Source organism: Sphingobium sp. PAMC28499, assembly GCF_004795815.1.
GTDB lineage: Bacteria > Pseudomonadota > Alphaproteobacteria > Sphingomonadales > Sphingomonadaceae > Sphingobium > Sphingobium yanoikuyae.
Genome location: NZ_CP039248.1, coordinates 1,662,877 through 1,678,804, shown reverse-complemented (window position 1 = coordinate 1,678,804; position 15,928 = coordinate 1,662,877). Strand labels below are relative to the sequence as shown.

The 15,928-nt window shown below is 65.2% G+C and carries 15 protein-coding genes; 6 read left to right on the top strand and 9 right to left on the bottom strand.

Annotated features, from left to right (window positions below):
- Positions 1-74: 74 nt before the first annotated feature.
- On the top strand, positions 75-2,180 hold the full coding sequence (locus E5554_RS08135; protein ID WP_004210474.1) for a bifunctional (p)ppGpp synthetase/guanosine-3',5'-bis(diphosphate) 3'-pyrophosphohydrolase: 2,106 nt from the start codon (positions 75-77) through the stop codon (positions 2,178-2,180).
- A gap of 55 nt (positions 2,181-2,235) precedes the next feature.
- Here the strand turns inward: E5554_RS08135 and E5554_RS08130 are convergent, their stop codons facing one another.
- Positions 2,236-2,523 (bottom strand): addiction module antidote protein, encoded by a 288-nt coding sequence (locus tag E5554_RS08130; protein ID WP_010336739.1) that lies wholly within the window; start codon positions 2,521-2,523, stop codon positions 2,236-2,238.
- Between the two features lie 34 nt (positions 2,524-2,557).
- Entirely contained in the window at positions 2,558-2,848 is a 291-nt protein-coding gene (locus tag E5554_RS08125; RefSeq protein WP_010336738.1) for a type II toxin-antitoxin system RelE/ParE family toxin, read from the bottom strand.
- Positions 2,849-3,220: 372 nt separating this feature from the next.
- Between E5554_RS08125 and rplJ the strand changes: the two genes are divergently transcribed.
- The 3 genes from rplJ (at position 3,221) to E5554_RS08110 (ending at position 5,774) form a co-directional block, all read left to right on the top strand.
- Positions 3,221-3,736 carry a 50S ribosomal protein L10 gene (rplJ, locus tag E5554_RS08120; RefSeq protein WP_004210472.1) on the top strand — a complete coding sequence of 172 codons (516 nt, stop codon included), beginning with the start codon at positions 3,221-3,223 and terminating at the stop codon, positions 3,734-3,736.
- Positions 3,737-3,808: 72 nt separating this feature from the next.
- Positions 3,809-4,183: a 50S ribosomal protein L7/L12 gene (gene rplL, locus E5554_RS08115; RefSeq protein ID WP_004210471.1), complete on the top strand. Its 375-nt coding sequence runs from the start codon at positions 3,809-3,811 to the stop codon at positions 4,181-4,183.
- Between the two features lie 169 nt (positions 4,184-4,352).
- Positions 4,353-5,774: a carboxylesterase family protein gene (locus E5554_RS08110; protein ID WP_136186491.1), complete on the top strand. Its 1,422-nt coding sequence runs from the start codon at positions 4,353-4,355 to the stop codon at positions 5,772-5,774.
- 15 nt (positions 5,775-5,789) lie between these two features.
- Here E5554_RS08110 and E5554_RS08105 read toward each other — a convergent pair whose 3' ends face one another.
- Complete coding sequence (locus E5554_RS08105; protein ID WP_136186490.1) at positions 5,790-7,226, bottom strand: porin; 1,437 nt, start codon at positions 7,224-7,226, stop codon at positions 5,790-5,792.
- A 143-nt stretch (positions 7,227-7,369) separates the two neighbouring features.
- Here E5554_RS08105 and E5554_RS08100 point away from each other — a divergent pair, with 143 nt between their 5' ends.
- Entirely contained in the window at positions 7,370-8,878 is a 1,509-nt protein-coding gene (locus E5554_RS08100; protein WP_136186489.1) for an ABC transporter substrate-binding protein, read from the top strand.
- A gap of 65 nt (positions 8,879-8,943) precedes the next feature.
- Positions 8,944-9,366: a DUF4112 domain-containing protein gene (locus E5554_RS08095; protein WP_136186488.1), complete on the top strand. Its 423-nt coding sequence runs from the start codon at positions 8,944-8,946 to the stop codon at positions 9,364-9,366.
- Positions 9,367-9,508: 142 nt separating this feature from the next.
- Here the strand turns inward: E5554_RS08095 and E5554_RS08090 are convergent, their stop codons facing one another.
- From E5554_RS08090 to nadA, 6 genes are read right to left on the bottom strand one after another with little or no spacing between them, the layout of a single operon-like run.
- Positions 9,509-10,216: a ribonuclease T gene (locus E5554_RS08090; protein ID WP_136186487.1), complete on the bottom strand. Its 708-nt coding sequence runs from the start codon at positions 10,214-10,216 to the stop codon at positions 9,509-9,511.
- Positions 10,209-11,072, bottom strand: a complete 864-nt coding sequence (gene nadC / locus E5554_RS08085) for a carboxylating nicotinate-nucleotide diphosphorylase (protein ID WP_136186486.1) — start codon at positions 11,070-11,072, stop codon at positions 10,209-10,211. Before nadC ends, E5554_RS08090 begins: the two co-directional genes overlap by 8 nt.
- Positions 11,057-11,335, bottom strand: a complete 279-nt coding sequence (locus tag E5554_RS08080; protein WP_136186485.1) for a hypothetical protein — start codon at positions 11,333-11,335, stop codon at positions 11,057-11,059. Before E5554_RS08080 ends, nadC begins: the two co-directional genes overlap by 16 nt.
- A 6-nt stretch (positions 11,336-11,341) precedes the next feature.
- Entirely contained in the window at positions 11,342-13,468 is a 2,127-nt protein-coding gene (locus E5554_RS08075; RefSeq protein WP_136186484.1) for a prolyl oligopeptidase family serine peptidase, read from the bottom strand.
- 32 nt (positions 13,469-13,500) lie between these two features.
- Complete coding sequence (cls, locus tag E5554_RS08070) at positions 13,501-14,916, bottom strand: cardiolipin synthase (RefSeq protein ID WP_136186483.1); 1,416 nt, start codon at positions 14,914-14,916, stop codon at positions 13,501-13,503.
- A 24-nt stretch (positions 14,917-14,940) separates the two neighbouring features.
- On the bottom strand, positions 14,941-15,927 hold the full coding sequence (gene nadA, locus E5554_RS08065; protein WP_136186482.1) for a quinolinate synthase NadA: 987 nt from the start codon (positions 15,925-15,927) through the stop codon (positions 14,941-14,943).
- Position 15,928 lies beyond the last annotated feature (1 nt).

The following is a 15,928-nucleotide window of genomic DNA, read 5'->3' as shown; positions in this document are numbered from 1 at the left end:
AAAGGCAACCCAAATCACACAGATCGGGATTTTTTTGTTGCGCTGCAAGGCGCTTCCCACACAATCGGGAAACGATGCTACGTCAATATGAACTTGTCGAACGGGTAAAGCGCTACGATCCGGATGCGGATGAAGCGATGATCAACCGCGCTTATGTCTTCTCCGTCCAGAAGCATGGCAGCCAGAAGCGTGCCAGCGGTGACCCCTATTTCAGCCATCCGATCGAGGTCGCTGGTATCCTGACCGACTTCTATCTGGACGACCAGACGATCGTGACGGCGCTGCTGCACGACACGATCGAGGATACGCTGGTCACCTATGACGAGATCGAGGAGGCGTTCGGCAAGGATGTCGCCCGCATGGTCGACGGCGTGACCAAGCTCTCCAAGATCGAGGCCATGTCCGAAAATGAGCGGGCGGCCGAAAATCTGCGCAAGTTCCTGCTCGCCATGTCGGACGATATCCGCGTGCTGCTGGTGAAGCTGGCCGACCGGCTGCACAATATGCGCACGCTGCACTTCATCAAGAATGAGCAGAAGCGCCGTCGCATCGCCAAGGAGACGATGGACATCTATGCCCCGCTGGCGGAGCGGATCGGCATGTACGACTTCATGCGCGAGATGCAGCTTCTCTCGTTCCGCGTGCTGGAACCCGAAGCCTATGACAGCATCACCAAGCGGCTGGAGCAGCTGAAGGAAGGCGGCCATGACAAGGTCGACCGGATCGGTGCGGAACTGCAATTGCTGCTGGGCGGCCATAATCTGTCCGTCACCGTGTCGGGCCGCGAAAAACATCCCTATTCCATCTGGAAGAAGATGCAGGAACGGCACATCAGCTTTGAACAGCTGACCGACGTCATGGCCTTCCGCGTCATCACCGAGACGACCGAGGATTGCTATCGCGCGCTCGGCGTCATCCACCAGACCTTCAAGATGGTGCCGGGCCGGTTCAAGGATTATATCTCCACCCCCAAGCGCAACGGCTATCGCTCGCTGCACACCACGGTCATCCATCAGGAAAATGCCCGTATCGAGGTGCAGATCCGCAGCCGCGACATGCATAATGACGCCGAACTCGGCCTTGCGGCGCACTGGGCCTACAAGCAGAAGGGCGACGCCACCGACCAGAATGCGGCCTGGCTGCGCGACCTGGTCGAAATCCTGGAACAGAGCCAGGATGCCGACGAGCTGCTCGAACATACCCGCATGGCGATGTACCAGGATCGCATCTTCGCCTTCTCGCCCAAGGGGGAGCTGCACCAGTTACCCAAGGGGTCGACCCCGGTCGATTTCGCCTATGCCGTCCATACCTCGCTCGGCAACCAGACGGTCGGGGCGAAGGTGAATGGCCGGGTGGTGCCGCTGCGCACCTCCCTTGAGAATGGCGATCAGGTCGAAATCCTGAAATCCGCCGGCCAGGAACCCCAGCCCGGCTGGCTCAGCTTCGCCATCACCGGCAAGGCGCGCGCCGCCATTCGCCGCTTCATCCGCCAGAAGCAGCGCGGCGAGGAAGTGGCGCTGGGCGAAAAACTCTATGAGGAAATCATCGGCCGCTTCTCGCCCGAACTGGCGAGCGAGCTGGGCGACAAGGCGCTCAACGCCGCGCTCAAGCGGCTGAAGCTGGAGGATCGCGCCTCGCTGATGGTGGCGATCGCCACCCATCGCCTGCTCGATTCCGAAGTGATGGAGGCGCTGATCCCCGGCTCCACCAGCGGCCAGGAACTGGAAGAAGCCCATCCGCGCCAGCATGCCCCGGTCTCGATCCGCGGCCTGACGCCGGGCATCGCCTACAAGCTGAGCGAATGCTGCCACCCGGTGCCGGGCGACCGCATCGTCGGCATCCGCCGCACCGGCGAGCCGATCGAGGTCCACACCATCGACTGCCGCACGCTGGAGGCGGGCCAGGACGACGACTGGGTCGATTTGAGCTGGGACAGCAAGTCCAAGGGTGGCACCGCCCGGCTGCAGGTCATCGTCAAGAACCAGCCCGGCGCGCTCGCCGCCGTCGCCAATGTGTTCGGCGCGACCAAGGCGAACATCCTCAACCTGCAACTGGTCAATCGCGAAGGCCCCTTCCACACCGACATCATCGACCTGGAAGTGGCCGACGCCCAGCATCTGAGCCGCATCGTCTCCGCGCTGCGCGCCCTCGACACGGTGGTGCAGGCGGACCGGGTCTAGGACCATCCTCACTTCGGCGGTGGCACATATTGCCACTGCCGAAGCGGGCCATCAATCAGGCAGCCGCCTCGATCCGCATCCGCAGGCCCAGCGCCGGCAGCAGCTTCAACATGCTGCCCAGCGTCGGATTCCCTTCGGGGCCGAGCATCCGATAAAGTTGCTGCCGCTTCATGCCGGTCTCCTTCGCCAGCTCGGTCATGCCATGCGCCCGTGCCACGATCCCGATGGCCTGGGTAATGACATGCACGTCACCGGTGGCGAACGCATCGGCGAGCAGTTCCGCCTGATCCTCCGCTTGCGTCAGCGCCTCAGCCGCATCAAAGCGGGTCAATTCGATCGTCATATCAACCTCCTTGGCCGGGTCGATGAGGGACAGCTCAATCGATCCGGGCCGCCATATCCTTTGCTCTGGCAATGTCCCGCGGCTGGCTCGACTTGTCGCCACCAACCAGCAGGACGATAAGCCGATCCCCGCGCCGCACGAAATAAAGGCGATAGCCCGGACCGAAATCGACACGCGCCTCCAGCACGCCATCGCCCACCGACTTCACATCGCCCAGCAATCCCAGTTCGAAGCGCGCAATCCGCCCGGCAATCTTCGACCGCGCCCGGCGATCGCGAAGCGCGGCAAACCATTCTGCAAAGACCGGCGTTTGCAGCACTTCCATGCCGACAACATATATGTGACACACCAACGCTTATCAAGCCATCGTCGGCCGCACCCGCCGCCCTGCCAGCGTTTATCCGTTGCGTTCCATGCCCAAAATCTGTAAGGGCGCCCCAGCAGACCCGTGGCTCACGCCATTGGTCTTCCGTCCGAGACAGTTGGTGAAGGGAATTTGCCCTTCTTAATCTCCAGCCTAGACGGGGAAAAGTTCTTTACCGGACGGGCCATTCGCCCGATTCGGGTCTGCCTGATTTCCTTTTCGAGGATATGGGCCAGTCGACCTCTCCCCTTCGGACTTAACTGCCCCATGGCTTGCCATGGGTTTTAGCCGTTCGCGTGGCGCAAGCGACGCGGACATGAAGTGGAGAATGGCATGGATCGTAATCAGAAATCTGAGATCGTCTCCGCGCTGAACGCTCAGCTGGCAGAAGTTGGCGTGGTCGTCGTGACCCGCAACCTCGGCATGACCGTCGCTCAGTCGACCGTCCTGCGCCAGAAGATGCGCGACGCCGGTGCGTCCTACAAGGTTACGAAGAACCGCCTCGTCAAGATCGCCCTCGAAGGCACCGACTATACCGGCATCAGCGACCTGCTGACCGGCCCCGTCGGCCTCGCCTCGTCGGTCGATCCGGTTGCAGCCGCCAAGGTTGCAGTCGATTTCGCGAAGACCAACGACAAGCTTGAGATCGTTGGCGGCGCGATGGGCGAAGTGCTGCTCGATGCGGAGGGCGTCAAGGCCCTGGCATCGATGCCGTCGCTGGATGAACTGCGTGCGAAGCTGGTCGGCCTTCTGGTCGCCCCGGCTACCAAGCTCGCAACCGTCACCCAGGCACCGGCTGCGCAGCTTGCGCGCGTCTTCAACGCCTATGCGGAGAAGGAAGCGGCCTGAGCCGCCCCTCATCCTCATTAACTTTTGAACCTCATTTGTTCGGGGCGATCGCCCCTTAGAAGGAATTGAAAAATGGCAGACATCAACGCTCTGGTCGATCAGCTCTCGGCCCTCACCGTCCTCGAAGCCGCTGAGCTGTCGAAGGCTCTGGAAGAAAAGTGGGGCGTCTCGGCCGCCGCTGCTGTCGCTGTGGCCGCTCCGGCTGCTGGCGGCGCCGCTCCGGCTGCTGAAGAGCAGACCGAATTCGACGTGATCCTGACCGGCGACGGTGGCAAGAAGATCAACGTCATCAAGGAAGTCCGCGCCATCACCGGCCTGGGCCTGACCGAAGCCAAGGCTCTGGTCGAAGGCGCCCCGAAGGCTGTCAAGGAAGGCGCCAGCAAGGACGAAGCTGAAAAGCTGAAGAAGCAGCTGGAAGAAGCCGGCGCGACCGTCGAGCTGAAGTAAGCTGTTGCGGCCTTGCTTCGGCAAGGCCCGGCTTTCCGGTTGCAACCGGAGAAATTTGGGGTGGTGCCTTCGGGCGCCGCCCCTTTTTCTTTGCCCGATCAAGCGGATTGATTTCGCCGCCATATTTGCCTCTATTCCTGCCCACAGAATGGAATGGAGAATGCAGGCGATGCGGCGGACCACTATCATCGGGCTGGGCGCCCTGTTGCTCGGCACCAGCGCCCTTGGCACGGCGCCCCTCGCCGCCCGTTCGCCCACGCCCCAGCCGCAGATGGTCCAGACCGAGGCGGGAATCGTCCATGGCGCGCTCGACGCCGGAGTGGAAAGCTGGAAGGGCATTCCCTTCGCTGCGCCGCCGGTCGGCGACCTGCGCTGGCGCATGCCCCAGCCCGTGGCCCGCTGGCAGGGCGTGCGCGAAACCACCACCTATCGCAACGACTGCATGCAGCTTCCCTTCCCCAGCGACGCCGCCCCGCTCGGCACCCCGCCGGCCGAGGATTGCCTCTACGCCAATGTCTGGAAGCCCGCCGGCACCACCGCCAAGCTGCCGGTCCTGTTCTGGATCTATGGCGGCGGCTTCGTGAATGGCGGATCGTCGCCGCCCACCTATTCGGGCGCGGCGCTCGCGAAGCAGGGGCTGATGGTGGTCAGCTTCAACTATCGGCTCGGCCGCTTCGGCACTTTCGCCCACCCCGCCCTTGCCGCCGCGAACGAGGACAAGGGCCTCAACGGCAATTACGGCCTGATGGACCAGGTCGCGGCGCTGCAATGGGTGAAGCGCAACATCGCCCGCTTCGGCGGCGATCCCGCCAACATCACCATCATCGGCGAAAGCGCAGGCGGCATGTCGGTCCATGCCCTGCTGACCTCGCCTTTGTCGCAGGGCCTGTTCCAGCGCGCGGTCATCATGTCGGGTGGCGACGGCCAGATGATGGGCCCCAAGGACGGCAGCGCCGCGACGATCGGCGAAGCCTTCGCCGCGACCAAGGGGATCAAGGGCAGCGACGCCGCCGCGCTCAAGGGGCTGCGCGCCCTCCCCGCCGATCAGGTGATCGACGGCCTCAACCTGGAAGGCATGTTCAAGGGCCAGCTCGGCCCCTACAGCCCGCCCTTCCCCGACGGCAGGATCGCGGTCAATCCCGCCGCAGCCTATGCGGCCGGCAATTTCGCCCATGTGCCGGTGATGGTCGGCGCGACCAGCGCCGATATTGGCGGGCCGACCGGCTTCATGGTCGGCGGTGCCCGCACCGTCGCTGCCACGCTCGCGGCGGCCAAGCTGCCGGTCTATGCCTATCGCTTCGACTATGTCGCGACCTCGGTGGGCAAACCCGGCGCGGGCCATGCCACCGACATCCCCTATTTCTTCGACACCCAGGCGATCAAATATGGCGCAGCGACCACGCCACGCGACAATGATATGGGTCGCACCATCAGCGCCTATATCGTCAATTTCGCACGCAGCGGCGATCCGAACGGCACCGGCCTTGCCGCCTGGCCGCGCTATGACGCGACCCAGGACCGGATCATGCTCTTCAACCCCGACGGCAAGGCCGCAGCGCAGAAGGATCCGCTACCGCCGGTCACGCCCTGAGGGCAGATTGACCGGTCAGTAGTTCCACTGCACCTGGGTGCGGATCAGATTGCCTTCCGCCCGGCCGGTGCGTCGTTCGTCGGCTTCGGCGCGCTTCATCCGGGCATAGGCAAAGGTGAATTCCAGCGCCTTCCACGGCTGCCATTCGATCCCCAGTTCGAACTCGTCGGTTTCCAGCCGCGGCGCGTTGGTGCCGGCCTTCCATCCGCCGCGATAATGCTGCCAGCGGCCATAGGGCATCAACGCGCCGATCGTCTCGGTCGGCAGGCGATACATCATCTGGACATAGCCACCGCTCAGATTCTTGGTCGTGATCGACTGGAGGTCGCGGTCATATTCCGGCCCCTTGCCCCAATTCCATTCGGCCTGGATGCCGAAGGGCTGGGGATAGAGAATGGCGTGCAGGCCGACGCGATCATCGTCATAGGCGATCGCGCTGACGCCGCCGCTGCGCAGTTCGGGCTGCACATCGTTCATCATCGCCGATCCGCCGATTTCCAGCACCTGGCCTTCAAAGGCATCGCCCAGCCCGTCCAGTTCGAACGGCCAGGTCGCGAAGGCGACCTTCATCAGCCCGCGATTCTGCTCGGTCCGGTTGGTGCCCTGGCCGTTGAAGACGCCCAGGCCGAACGCGCCATAATTGCCGAACAGCTTCTGCCCGTCATGCCCCAGCCGATCCCAGATCTGCTGCACCGATGTCGGCGTATAATAGCCGACAATGCCCAGATCGCGCTCGCTGGGCACCGCGCTGTTGATCGCGTCGCTGCGATCCAGCGTCAGCCGGTTGGACGAGGACTGCATATTCTCCCAGCCGAACGGCACTTTCGACTGGCCAAAGCGCAGGCGCCAATTCTTGCCCTTGTCGAGGAAGACGTCGGCATAGGCATCGCGCAGCTGGACAAAGCCCTCGCGCCGCTCGCTGCCCGCCTGATTGTTCACCGCCGACGCGAAATCGGACTGGAGATAGAGCGACACCCGGTCCGACACATCGCCCTGCAGCACCAGCCGCGCCCGGCGCAGCGAAAAACCGCCGCGATCCGAGATCGAACTGTCATGGGGCGAACGGAGCCGGGACTCGCCGGTCGGCGCCGTGTCGTCGCCCGACAGGAAGCCATTGTAACGCATCTGGGTATAGCCGCGCAGCGACAGCTTCTCATACCAGGCCTTGGACTTGGGCGCCTCTGCCGACACCGGAACGGCGGCCGGCGCGGTGGGCGCAGCGGCGAGTGCAACGGGGGGCGCAGCGGATTCCGCTGCGGGCGCGGGCACCGGCGCGGCCGCCACCGGCTGCGTGCCCTTGTTGGCGGCCAGTGCGGCGGTCAGCGCCTGCACCTGCGCCTTGAGTTCGTCGATCTGGCGCTGCAAGGCCGCATTATCCTGCGCCTGTGCCGGCGTGGAGATCATCAGCGTCGCCAGCGCGGTGCCGGCGGCCAGTCGCAATCGGAGCGTCATTCCTGTCCATTCCCCTGTTTCGGGGACGCCAGTATGAATTTTATGTTACATCGCCGCGTCTTTCAGATGTCGGTTTTGTGACATTAGCAAAAGCGCCGATCGCGGTTGGCGGCGGCGCCCCGTCCGGCTAAGCCCGTTCCTGCATGTTCGCCGTCTCGCCTCGCCTGCGTCGCCTGTCGCGCCGCGCTGCCCTGATCGCCGGGGCCAGCCTCGGCCTCGCGCTCGGCAGCTGCTCCGACGAAGGCAGCGGCCCTGTGGTGGTCAGCGTCATCGGCAGCCGCACCGAACTCGCCAAGCCCTTGCAGAACCTGCCCAATCCGGCAGCCAAGCTGATCCTGGAGGCCACCGCCCAGGGGCTGGTCGCCTTCGATGCCGGCGGCGACATATTGCCGGCCCTCGCCCAGCGCTGGGTGGTGGAGGATGATGGGCGCAGCTATATTTTCCGCCTGCGCCGCGCCTTCTGGGCCAATGGCGCCCGCGTCACCGCACCCGATGTCGCCCGCATGCTGATGGCGCGGATCGAGATGCTGCGCCAGCTCGACCCCGACGGACCGCTCGACGCGGTGCAGGCGGTCGTGCCGATGACCGGCGAGGTGATCGAGATTCGCATGGCCGCCGCCCGCCCCTATGTGCTGCAGATGCTGGCCCAGCCGCAAATGGCGGTACTGTCGCGCGACGGCGGCACCGGCCCCTATCGCAGCGTCTGGCGCAACGGCGCGGCGATGCTCGCCCCGGTCGATCGCCTCAGTGGCGACGATGCCGACAGCGATGAGGAGGAAGCCGGCGTCCCCGCCTGGCAGACCCGCGTGCTGCGCGCCGAGCGTGCGTCGCTCGCCATCATCCGCTTCCGCGAGAAACAGTCGGCGCTGGTGCTGGGCGGCCGCTATGCCGACCTGCCCCTGCTGGTGCCCGCCGGCATCGATCGCGACGCCGTGCGGGTGGACCCGGTGCAGGGGCTGCTGGGCCTGGCCGTCACCGGCAAGGGCGATCTGCTCGACGATGACGGCGTGCGCGCCGCGATCAACATGGCGGTCGATCGCAACCAACTGCTCCAGATGTTTCCGCTGGGCGGCTGGGCGATCAGCGAGCAGTTGCTGCCCGGCCAGCTCGACCTGCCGGTGACGCCGCCCGCGCCCGCCTGGATCGGGCAGGCGATGGATGATCGCCGCGCGCAGGGCCGCGCCATCATCGACCGCTGGCGCGCCACCCATGGCGATCCGCCGCCGCTGCGCATCGCCCTGCCCGCCGGCCCCGGCTCGACCCTGTTGTTCGGCCTGTTGGCGCGCGATCTGGGCGCCATCGGCCTTGCCGCAGAGCGGGTCGACCTGGCCGACAAGGCGGACCTGTCGCTGATCGACGAGGTCGCCGCCTATGACAGCGCGCTCTGGTATCTCGGCCGCATCGGCTGCGCCCGCAAGATTCACTGCAGCCCGGAGGGTGAAGCCGCGCTGCAGGCCGCCAGCCTCGCCAGCACGGCGGAGGAACGCGCCGCCCGCGTCGCCCAGGCGGTAGGCCTGATTCAGGGCCATGATGGCTATATCCCGCTCGGCGCGCCGATCCGCTGGTCGCTGGTGTCGAAACGGCTCAGCGGCTTCCTGCCTTCGCCGCGCGGTCGCCACCCATTGAACCATCTCTTCCGCAGCACCAATTAAGGGTCTGCGCCCATTTTGCTGCGCCGGACGTTATCCGGCAGCACAGGGCTTTGGAGAGTGATGGAATGCCCGTTTCGGCCAAGCAGTTCGATGACCTTGTTCGTGACATGCCCGGCTTCGGCCGCGACCCCGCCTCGATCCGGCGCCGGATCGAGATGATGGAGGCCGTGCTGGAGGGGCTGTTCGTCATCCCCGGTACCAAGCACCGGGTCGGCATGGACAGCCTGATCGGTCTCGTCCCCGTCGTGGGCGACATCGCGACCGCCGCCATGGGTGCCTGGATCGTGTGGGAAGCCCGCAATCTCGGCCTGTCGAAATGGCAGCTCACCCGCATGGCCGCCAATGTCGGCGTCGACACGCTGGTCGGCGCCATTCCTTTCGCCGGCGATATCTTCGACTTTCTCTACAAGTCGAACACGAAGAATCTGCGCATCATCCGCAAGCATCTCGATCGCCACCATCCCTCGACGGTGACGATCGACGGCTGACATGCACCATAGTTGATCCTCCCCTGCCAGGGGAGGGGGACCGGCAAAGCCGGTGGAGGGGTGTCCCGCTCTCGATGGAGCGCTGCCTCTCCGCCTGACCCGCGATCATTGCCCTTTCCACGCGGGAAAGGGCGCCTGGGTCTCAGCCCTTCGGCTCGATCCGCAGCTGCGCCCGGTCGCGCACGCCGCCTTGCTGCGGCGGACAGGCCATGTAGCGATATTTGCGGTCCATGCAGATCCACACTTCGCTCAGCGCGCCGTCGCGGTTGACGTTCAGGCGGATGCCATCGGCGACCATGCCCTTGTTCTCCGCCGCGAACGCGGTGGCGAAATCCTGCGCCGACAGGGTCGGCCGCGCGGCCAGCGCCGCCATGTCGGGATAGCGCAACGCCTGATACAGCTTGCGCGACAGGGCGAAGAATTTGGTCGGCGTGGTCGGCATGCAGGTGCCATGCTTGACCCACTCATGCTGGATCAACTGCACAGAAGGCGTCGAACAGAGATGCTCGCGGATCACCTTGCGCGGCAGCGGTGCGGCCGGCTTGCAATATTGCGGCCATTCCTTGCCATAGCCGTCGGGCCACAGGCCATGCAGGGTGAAACCGAAATCATTGCCCGACCCGCACTGGAAGGAATCGCGGGCGCCGCCGCGCGACGTCTTGCAATATTGCGGGCTCCAGCTGACCGCCAGCGTGTAATAGCCGATCGGCAGCACCCGCTTGGGCTCGTCGGCGCTCGGCCCCTCCACCTGCGGGCGGGCGATGATCTCGGGCAGGCGGCACTGATTGGCCTGGGCATGGGCGATGCCGGGCAGCAGCAGGGCGATCAGGGGCAGCAGATATTTACGCATGGGAAAAATCCAGTCCGATGTCGGCGGCAGGGGCAGATTGGGTGAGGCGGCCGACGCTGATATAGGTGACGCCGGTCTCCGCCTTGGCGCGGATCGTCTCCAGCGTGACGCCGCCCGAAGCTTCGGTCGGCACCCGGCCGCCGACCAGGGTGACGGCGCCGCGCAACGTGGCTGCATCCATATTGTCGAGCAGCAAATGGGTGGCACCGGCGGCCAGCGCCGGCTCGATCTGGTCGACCCGGTCGACCTCGACGATGATCTGGGCGATGCCGGCGGCAACCGCCCGGCGTGCCGCTTCCTCGACCGACCCGGCGACCGCGACATGATTGTCCTTGATCATCGCCGCGTCCCACAGGCCCATGCGATGATTGGTCGCGCCGCCCATGCGGGTGGCATATTTCTCCAGCCGGCGCAGGCCGGGGATGGTCTTGCGCGTATCGAGCAAGGTCGCGCCCGTGCCCAGGATCGCGTCGACATAGGCGCGCGTCATGGTGGCGATACCGGTCAGATGCTGCACCGTGTTGAGCGCCGATCGTTCGGCCGTCAGCAGCGCGCGGGCCTTGCCCCGGATGCGCATGATGTCGGTCCCCGCCGCCACCCGGTCGCCATCCTGGTGCAGCAGTTCGATCTCGACATCGGGATCAAGCGCCCGGAAGAAGGCGACCGCGATCGGCAGGCCGGCGAGCGTCACCGCGTCGCGGCTGTCCATCACCCCGTCGAAGATCGCATCGGCCGGGATCACCGCCTCGCTGGTGACGTCGCGGCCATCCGGCCCCAGATCCTCGGCCAGCGTCGCGGCAACAAAAGCGTCGAGGTCGAACCCCTCCAGGGTAAAGCTATTCATTCTGTGTGCCATGTTGCGCCGCCACCTTGGGACTTGGGAAGTTTCTTGATCTCACGGATAGTCTCTACGAAAACCCGTGCGTCAGCCATTCGCTCTGGCTTGCCACGCCATTGAAAGCTTCGCTCTCCACGCAGCATCTGGACGACTTTCATCTCGGCATCATCGGGATCATCAGCTTCCAACCATCGCGTGGTGTTAAAGCCGCACATGCCTTTCTTGCCTATCAGTTCGGCGGGGAAATGCGCTCCTCTGATCGAGCATTCATAATAGGGCATTGCCGCTCACTTCTTCTTCTCCACCAGTTCGCGGGTCAGGAAGGCGTGCAGCAGCGCCGCGCGCACCGCATCCTCGGCATGGTCGGCGCCGACCGAATGGCCGCCCTCGCGATATTCATGATAATAGACCGTACTGCCGGTCGCCTTCAGCTTCGCCGCCATCTTGCGCGCATGGCCCGGATGCACCCGGTCATCCTTGGTCGACAGGTAGAAGAAGGCGGGCGGATACTGCACCCCGGTCTTCACATTCTGATAGGGCGACCATTTGGACATGAACGCCCAGTCGGACGGCACATCGGGATCGCCATATTCCGCCACCCAGGACGCGCCGGCCGACAGATGCGAATAGCGCTTCATATCCTCCAGCGGCGACCCCGCGATCACCGCGCCATAGAGGTCGGGCCGCTGGGTCATCGCCGCGCCGACCAGCACGCCGCCATTGGAGCGGCCGGAAATGCCGATATCGCCCTTGGTCGACACGCCGGTCTTGACCAGATCCTCGGCTACCGCCGCCAGATCGTCGAACGCATTCTGGCGCTTCTCGCGCAGCGCGTCCTGATGCCAGGCCGGGCCATATTCGCCGCCGCCCCGGATATTGGCGAGGACATAGGCATTGCCATCCTCGACCCAGAACAGGCCCAGCGGCCCGGCGCGATAGGGTTCGGTGGTGAGGTAGGTCGGCGTCTGCGCCGCGCGGAACCCGCCATAGGCATGGATGAATGCCGGCACCGGTCCCGTCACGCCCTTCTTGCGCGCCAGAAAATAGGGCACCTTGGTCCCGTCCTTCGACGTGGCGAAGCGCTGCTCCACGACGAACTGGCTGGCGTCGAAGCGCGCGGGCAGTTGCTGGATCGTTTGCGCGGCTCCCTGCGCGCCCGCCACCATCAGGCTCGGCGGGGTCAGCATTCCCTCGACCGAAGCGAAGACCCGGTCGCCCTTGTCGTCGGTGCCGACCAGATGGACCGTCGCCTTGTCGGCCAGCGGCACCGGACGGCTGGCCCAGCGGCCGGTGGCGGCATCGCGGGTCATCGCCAGCAGCGCGCCCGACACATTGTCGAGCTGCTTCACCCACAGGATATTGTCGGTGGTGCGCACTTCCTCGACCACGGTGGTCGCGGTCGGCTTCAGCACGACCTGCGGCGCCCCCGCCTTGCCCGCCGCCACATCGGCAATCGGCCAGGACACCAGCGATCCGGTCGGAATGTCGCCCAGCGGCTTGTTCAGCAGCACGATCATCTGCCCGTCGATCAGGCCGCGGAAATCGGCCGTGTCGGGCACCGGCGTGCGGATCAGTTGGCCGTTCGCGCCCTCGATATAGAGGTCGTTGGTGTAGAAGGTCAGCGCCCGGTCGATGAAGACCCAGCGTTTGTCGCCATCCTGCTCGACGCGCGGGCGCACCGAAATATCGCTGTCGACGCCTTCCTTGACCAGCGTTGCGGCCGACAGCGGCGTGCCCCGCTTCCAGCGCTTGACGATGCGCGGATAGCCCGACGCGGTCAGCGATCCCGCGCCATAGTCGGTGCCGACCAGCAGCGTGTCCTTGTCGGCCCAGGCGACGTCGCTCTTGGCTTCGGGCAGGGTAAAGCCGCCCTCGACGAACTTGCCGGTGGCGAGGTCATATTCGCGCACGACATCGGCATCGGTGCCGCCCGCGCTCAGCGAGATCAGGCAGCGACTATAATCGGGCGCCCGGCAATCGGCGCCATGCCAGACCCAGCTCTTGCCATCGGCCTTGCCCAGCGCATCGACGTCGATGATCGTCGTCCAGTTGGGCTTGCCCGCCAGATAGGATGCCAGGTCGCTCGACCGCCACAGGCCGCGCGGGTTCTTCGCGTCGCGCCACAAATTGGTGACCCGGTCGCCCATCACCTTGTCGGGGACCGCAATCTGGCTTTCATCGTCCAGGATCGCCCGCGCCCGCGCCCGGTCCGCCTCGAACCGCGGACTGGCGCGCAACAGCTTTTCCGTCTCGCCATTCCACTGCTCGACCTGCGCGATCGCCTTGGCGCCCTCGATATCCTCCAGCCAGAGATAAGGATCATCGCCCGTGGCGGGCGCGGCGGCAATCAGGGCAGGAGCGGAAGCGATGGCGATCGCCATCAGGGCGGAACGGAGCGTCAGCTTATGTCTCATGGCCCGATGCGATAGGCGATGATGCGGGGCCGTTACAACAGCGAGCCCACCATCCGCGCGACATTTTCCGCAACCTTGCGATAGAGCGGCCGCGCCCGCCATGTTTCGCGGTCCAGCGTCTCCGCCCGCGCCATGAAACGGCGCTGCACCAGCTCTACCGCCGCCACTGTTTCCGCGTCATAGATGAGCAGGCTCGCCTCCTCGTTCAGCTCGAAACTGCGCATGTCGACATTGGACGAGCCGACCACCGCCAGCCGACCATCGATGCTGACCGTCTTGGCGTGGACGAATTCGGGCCGGTGGGCGTGGATGCCGATGCCCGCCGCCATCAGCTCGGCATAATAGGAGGCCTGCGCTGCATGGACCAGCCACTGGTCCACCGGCTTGGACACGATCAGGTCGACCTTCACCCCGCGCACCACCGCCGTGCGCATCGCATCGACCAGGTCATCGTCGGGAATGAAATAGGGCGTCACCAGCATCACATGGCTGCGCGCCTGATGCAGCTGCCACACCAGCAAGGTCTTGAACCCTTCCAGCGGATAATTGGACCCGCTCGGCAGCAATTGCGTCACCGCCTCACCGGCCGGCTCGGGAATGACCACCGGCCCATCGGGCAAGCGGTGCGTCTCCATATACCAGTCGGCGCGCACCAGCGCCTCCAGCTCCGCCACCACCGGCCCGGTCACCCGCGCCACCAGTTCCTGGTTGACGATGCCGGGCTTGAAGTCGCGCGCGACGATATTCTGCGATCCGACATGGCCGATCACCCCGTCGATCACGAACAGCTTGCGATGGTTGCGCATGTCGCGCCTTGTTCGCCCGCGGATCCAGCGGAACGGCAGGGCGGCGCACAGCTCCACCCCCGCCGTCGTCAGCATCGCCTCCATCCCCTTGCGCCAGGGCCGCGACCCGACCGGATCATAGATGACCTGCACGGTGACGCCGCGCTTGACCGCCGCGCCCAGCGCATCGGCTACCCGCCGCCCCACCGCATCATCGGCAAAGATATAGACGAGGATGCGCACGCTGTGCCGCGCGGCGTTGATGTCCGCCACCAGCCGGTCGATCGCCACGATATAGTCGAAGATCAGATCGACCCGGTTGCCGCCGGTCGCCGGCATCTTGCCCAGCTTTGCGGCGAGGTCGACGATCGGCGCACGATCAGGGTCGGGTGATGGCGCATGGGGCAGCAGCCGCGCGGCAATGCCGCCGAACCAGGGATCAAGCTCGCCGAACCGGGCGCGCCGCCATTCGGGGAAACGCGGGCTGCCGATGATCCAGAACAGGATCAGCCCCGGCACCGGCAGGAAGAAGATCAGCAGCAGCCAGGCCCGCGTCGCCGCCGGCGTCCGGCGAAAGGGCACGGCGATCAGCGCGCCGATGCGGATCGCCCATTCGAGGATATAATAGAAAAGGCCGAAGTCGCTGTCGGGGAGGTTGACCATGTGACCGACCTCCCCCGTCTATCCTCAGCGTGCGCCCAGATCGCCCTGACCGACCGTACCGCTGGCCATCTCCAGCATCCGGTCGAGGCTCTTCTTGGCGGCGACGCGCAGCGTCTCGTCCATCTCGATGCGCGGGCTCAGGTCGCGCAGCGACAGATAGAGCTTCTCCATCGTGTTGAGCGCCATATAGGGGCAGATATTGCAGTTGCAGTTGCCGTCCGCGCCCGGCGCGCCGATGAAATTCTTGTCCGGCACCGCCTTCTGCATCTGGTGGATGATATGCGGTTCGGTGGCGACGATCAGCGTGTCGCCCGGCATCGTCTTGGCAAAGTCCAGGATGCCGCTGGTCGACCCGACATAATCGGCATGGTCGACGATATAGGGCGGGCATTCCGGGTGCGCGGCGACCGGCGCCTGCGGATGCTGGGCCTTGAGCTTCAGCAATTCGGTCTCGCTGAACGCCTCATGCACGATGCACACGCCCGGCCACAGCAGCATGTCACGGCCCAGCTTGCGCTTGAGATATCCGCCCAGATGCTTGTCGGGGCCAAAGATGATCTTCTGATCCTTGGGGATCTGCGCCAGGATCTTCTCGGCCGACGAGCTGGTGACGATGATGTCGGACAGCGCCTTCACCTCGGCCGAACAGTTGATGTAGCTGAGCGCAATATGATCGGGATGCGCCTCGCGGAACGCCTTGAACTGCGCGGGCGGGCAGCTGTCTTCCAGACTGCAGCCGGCATCCATGTCGGGCAGCACGACGATCTTCTGCGGCGACAGGATCTTCGCCGTTTCGGCCATGAATCGTACGCCACAGAAAGCGATGACATCGGCATCGGTCTCGGCCGCCTTGCGCGACAATTCCAGGCTGTCACCGACGAAATCGGACAGATCCTGAATCTCGGGCGACTGATAATAATGGCCCAGGATGACGGCGTTGCGCTCCTTGCGCAGGCGGTCGATCTCCGCGCGCAGGTCCGTCCCCTGCGGAATATCGGTGAAAGCGTTCATA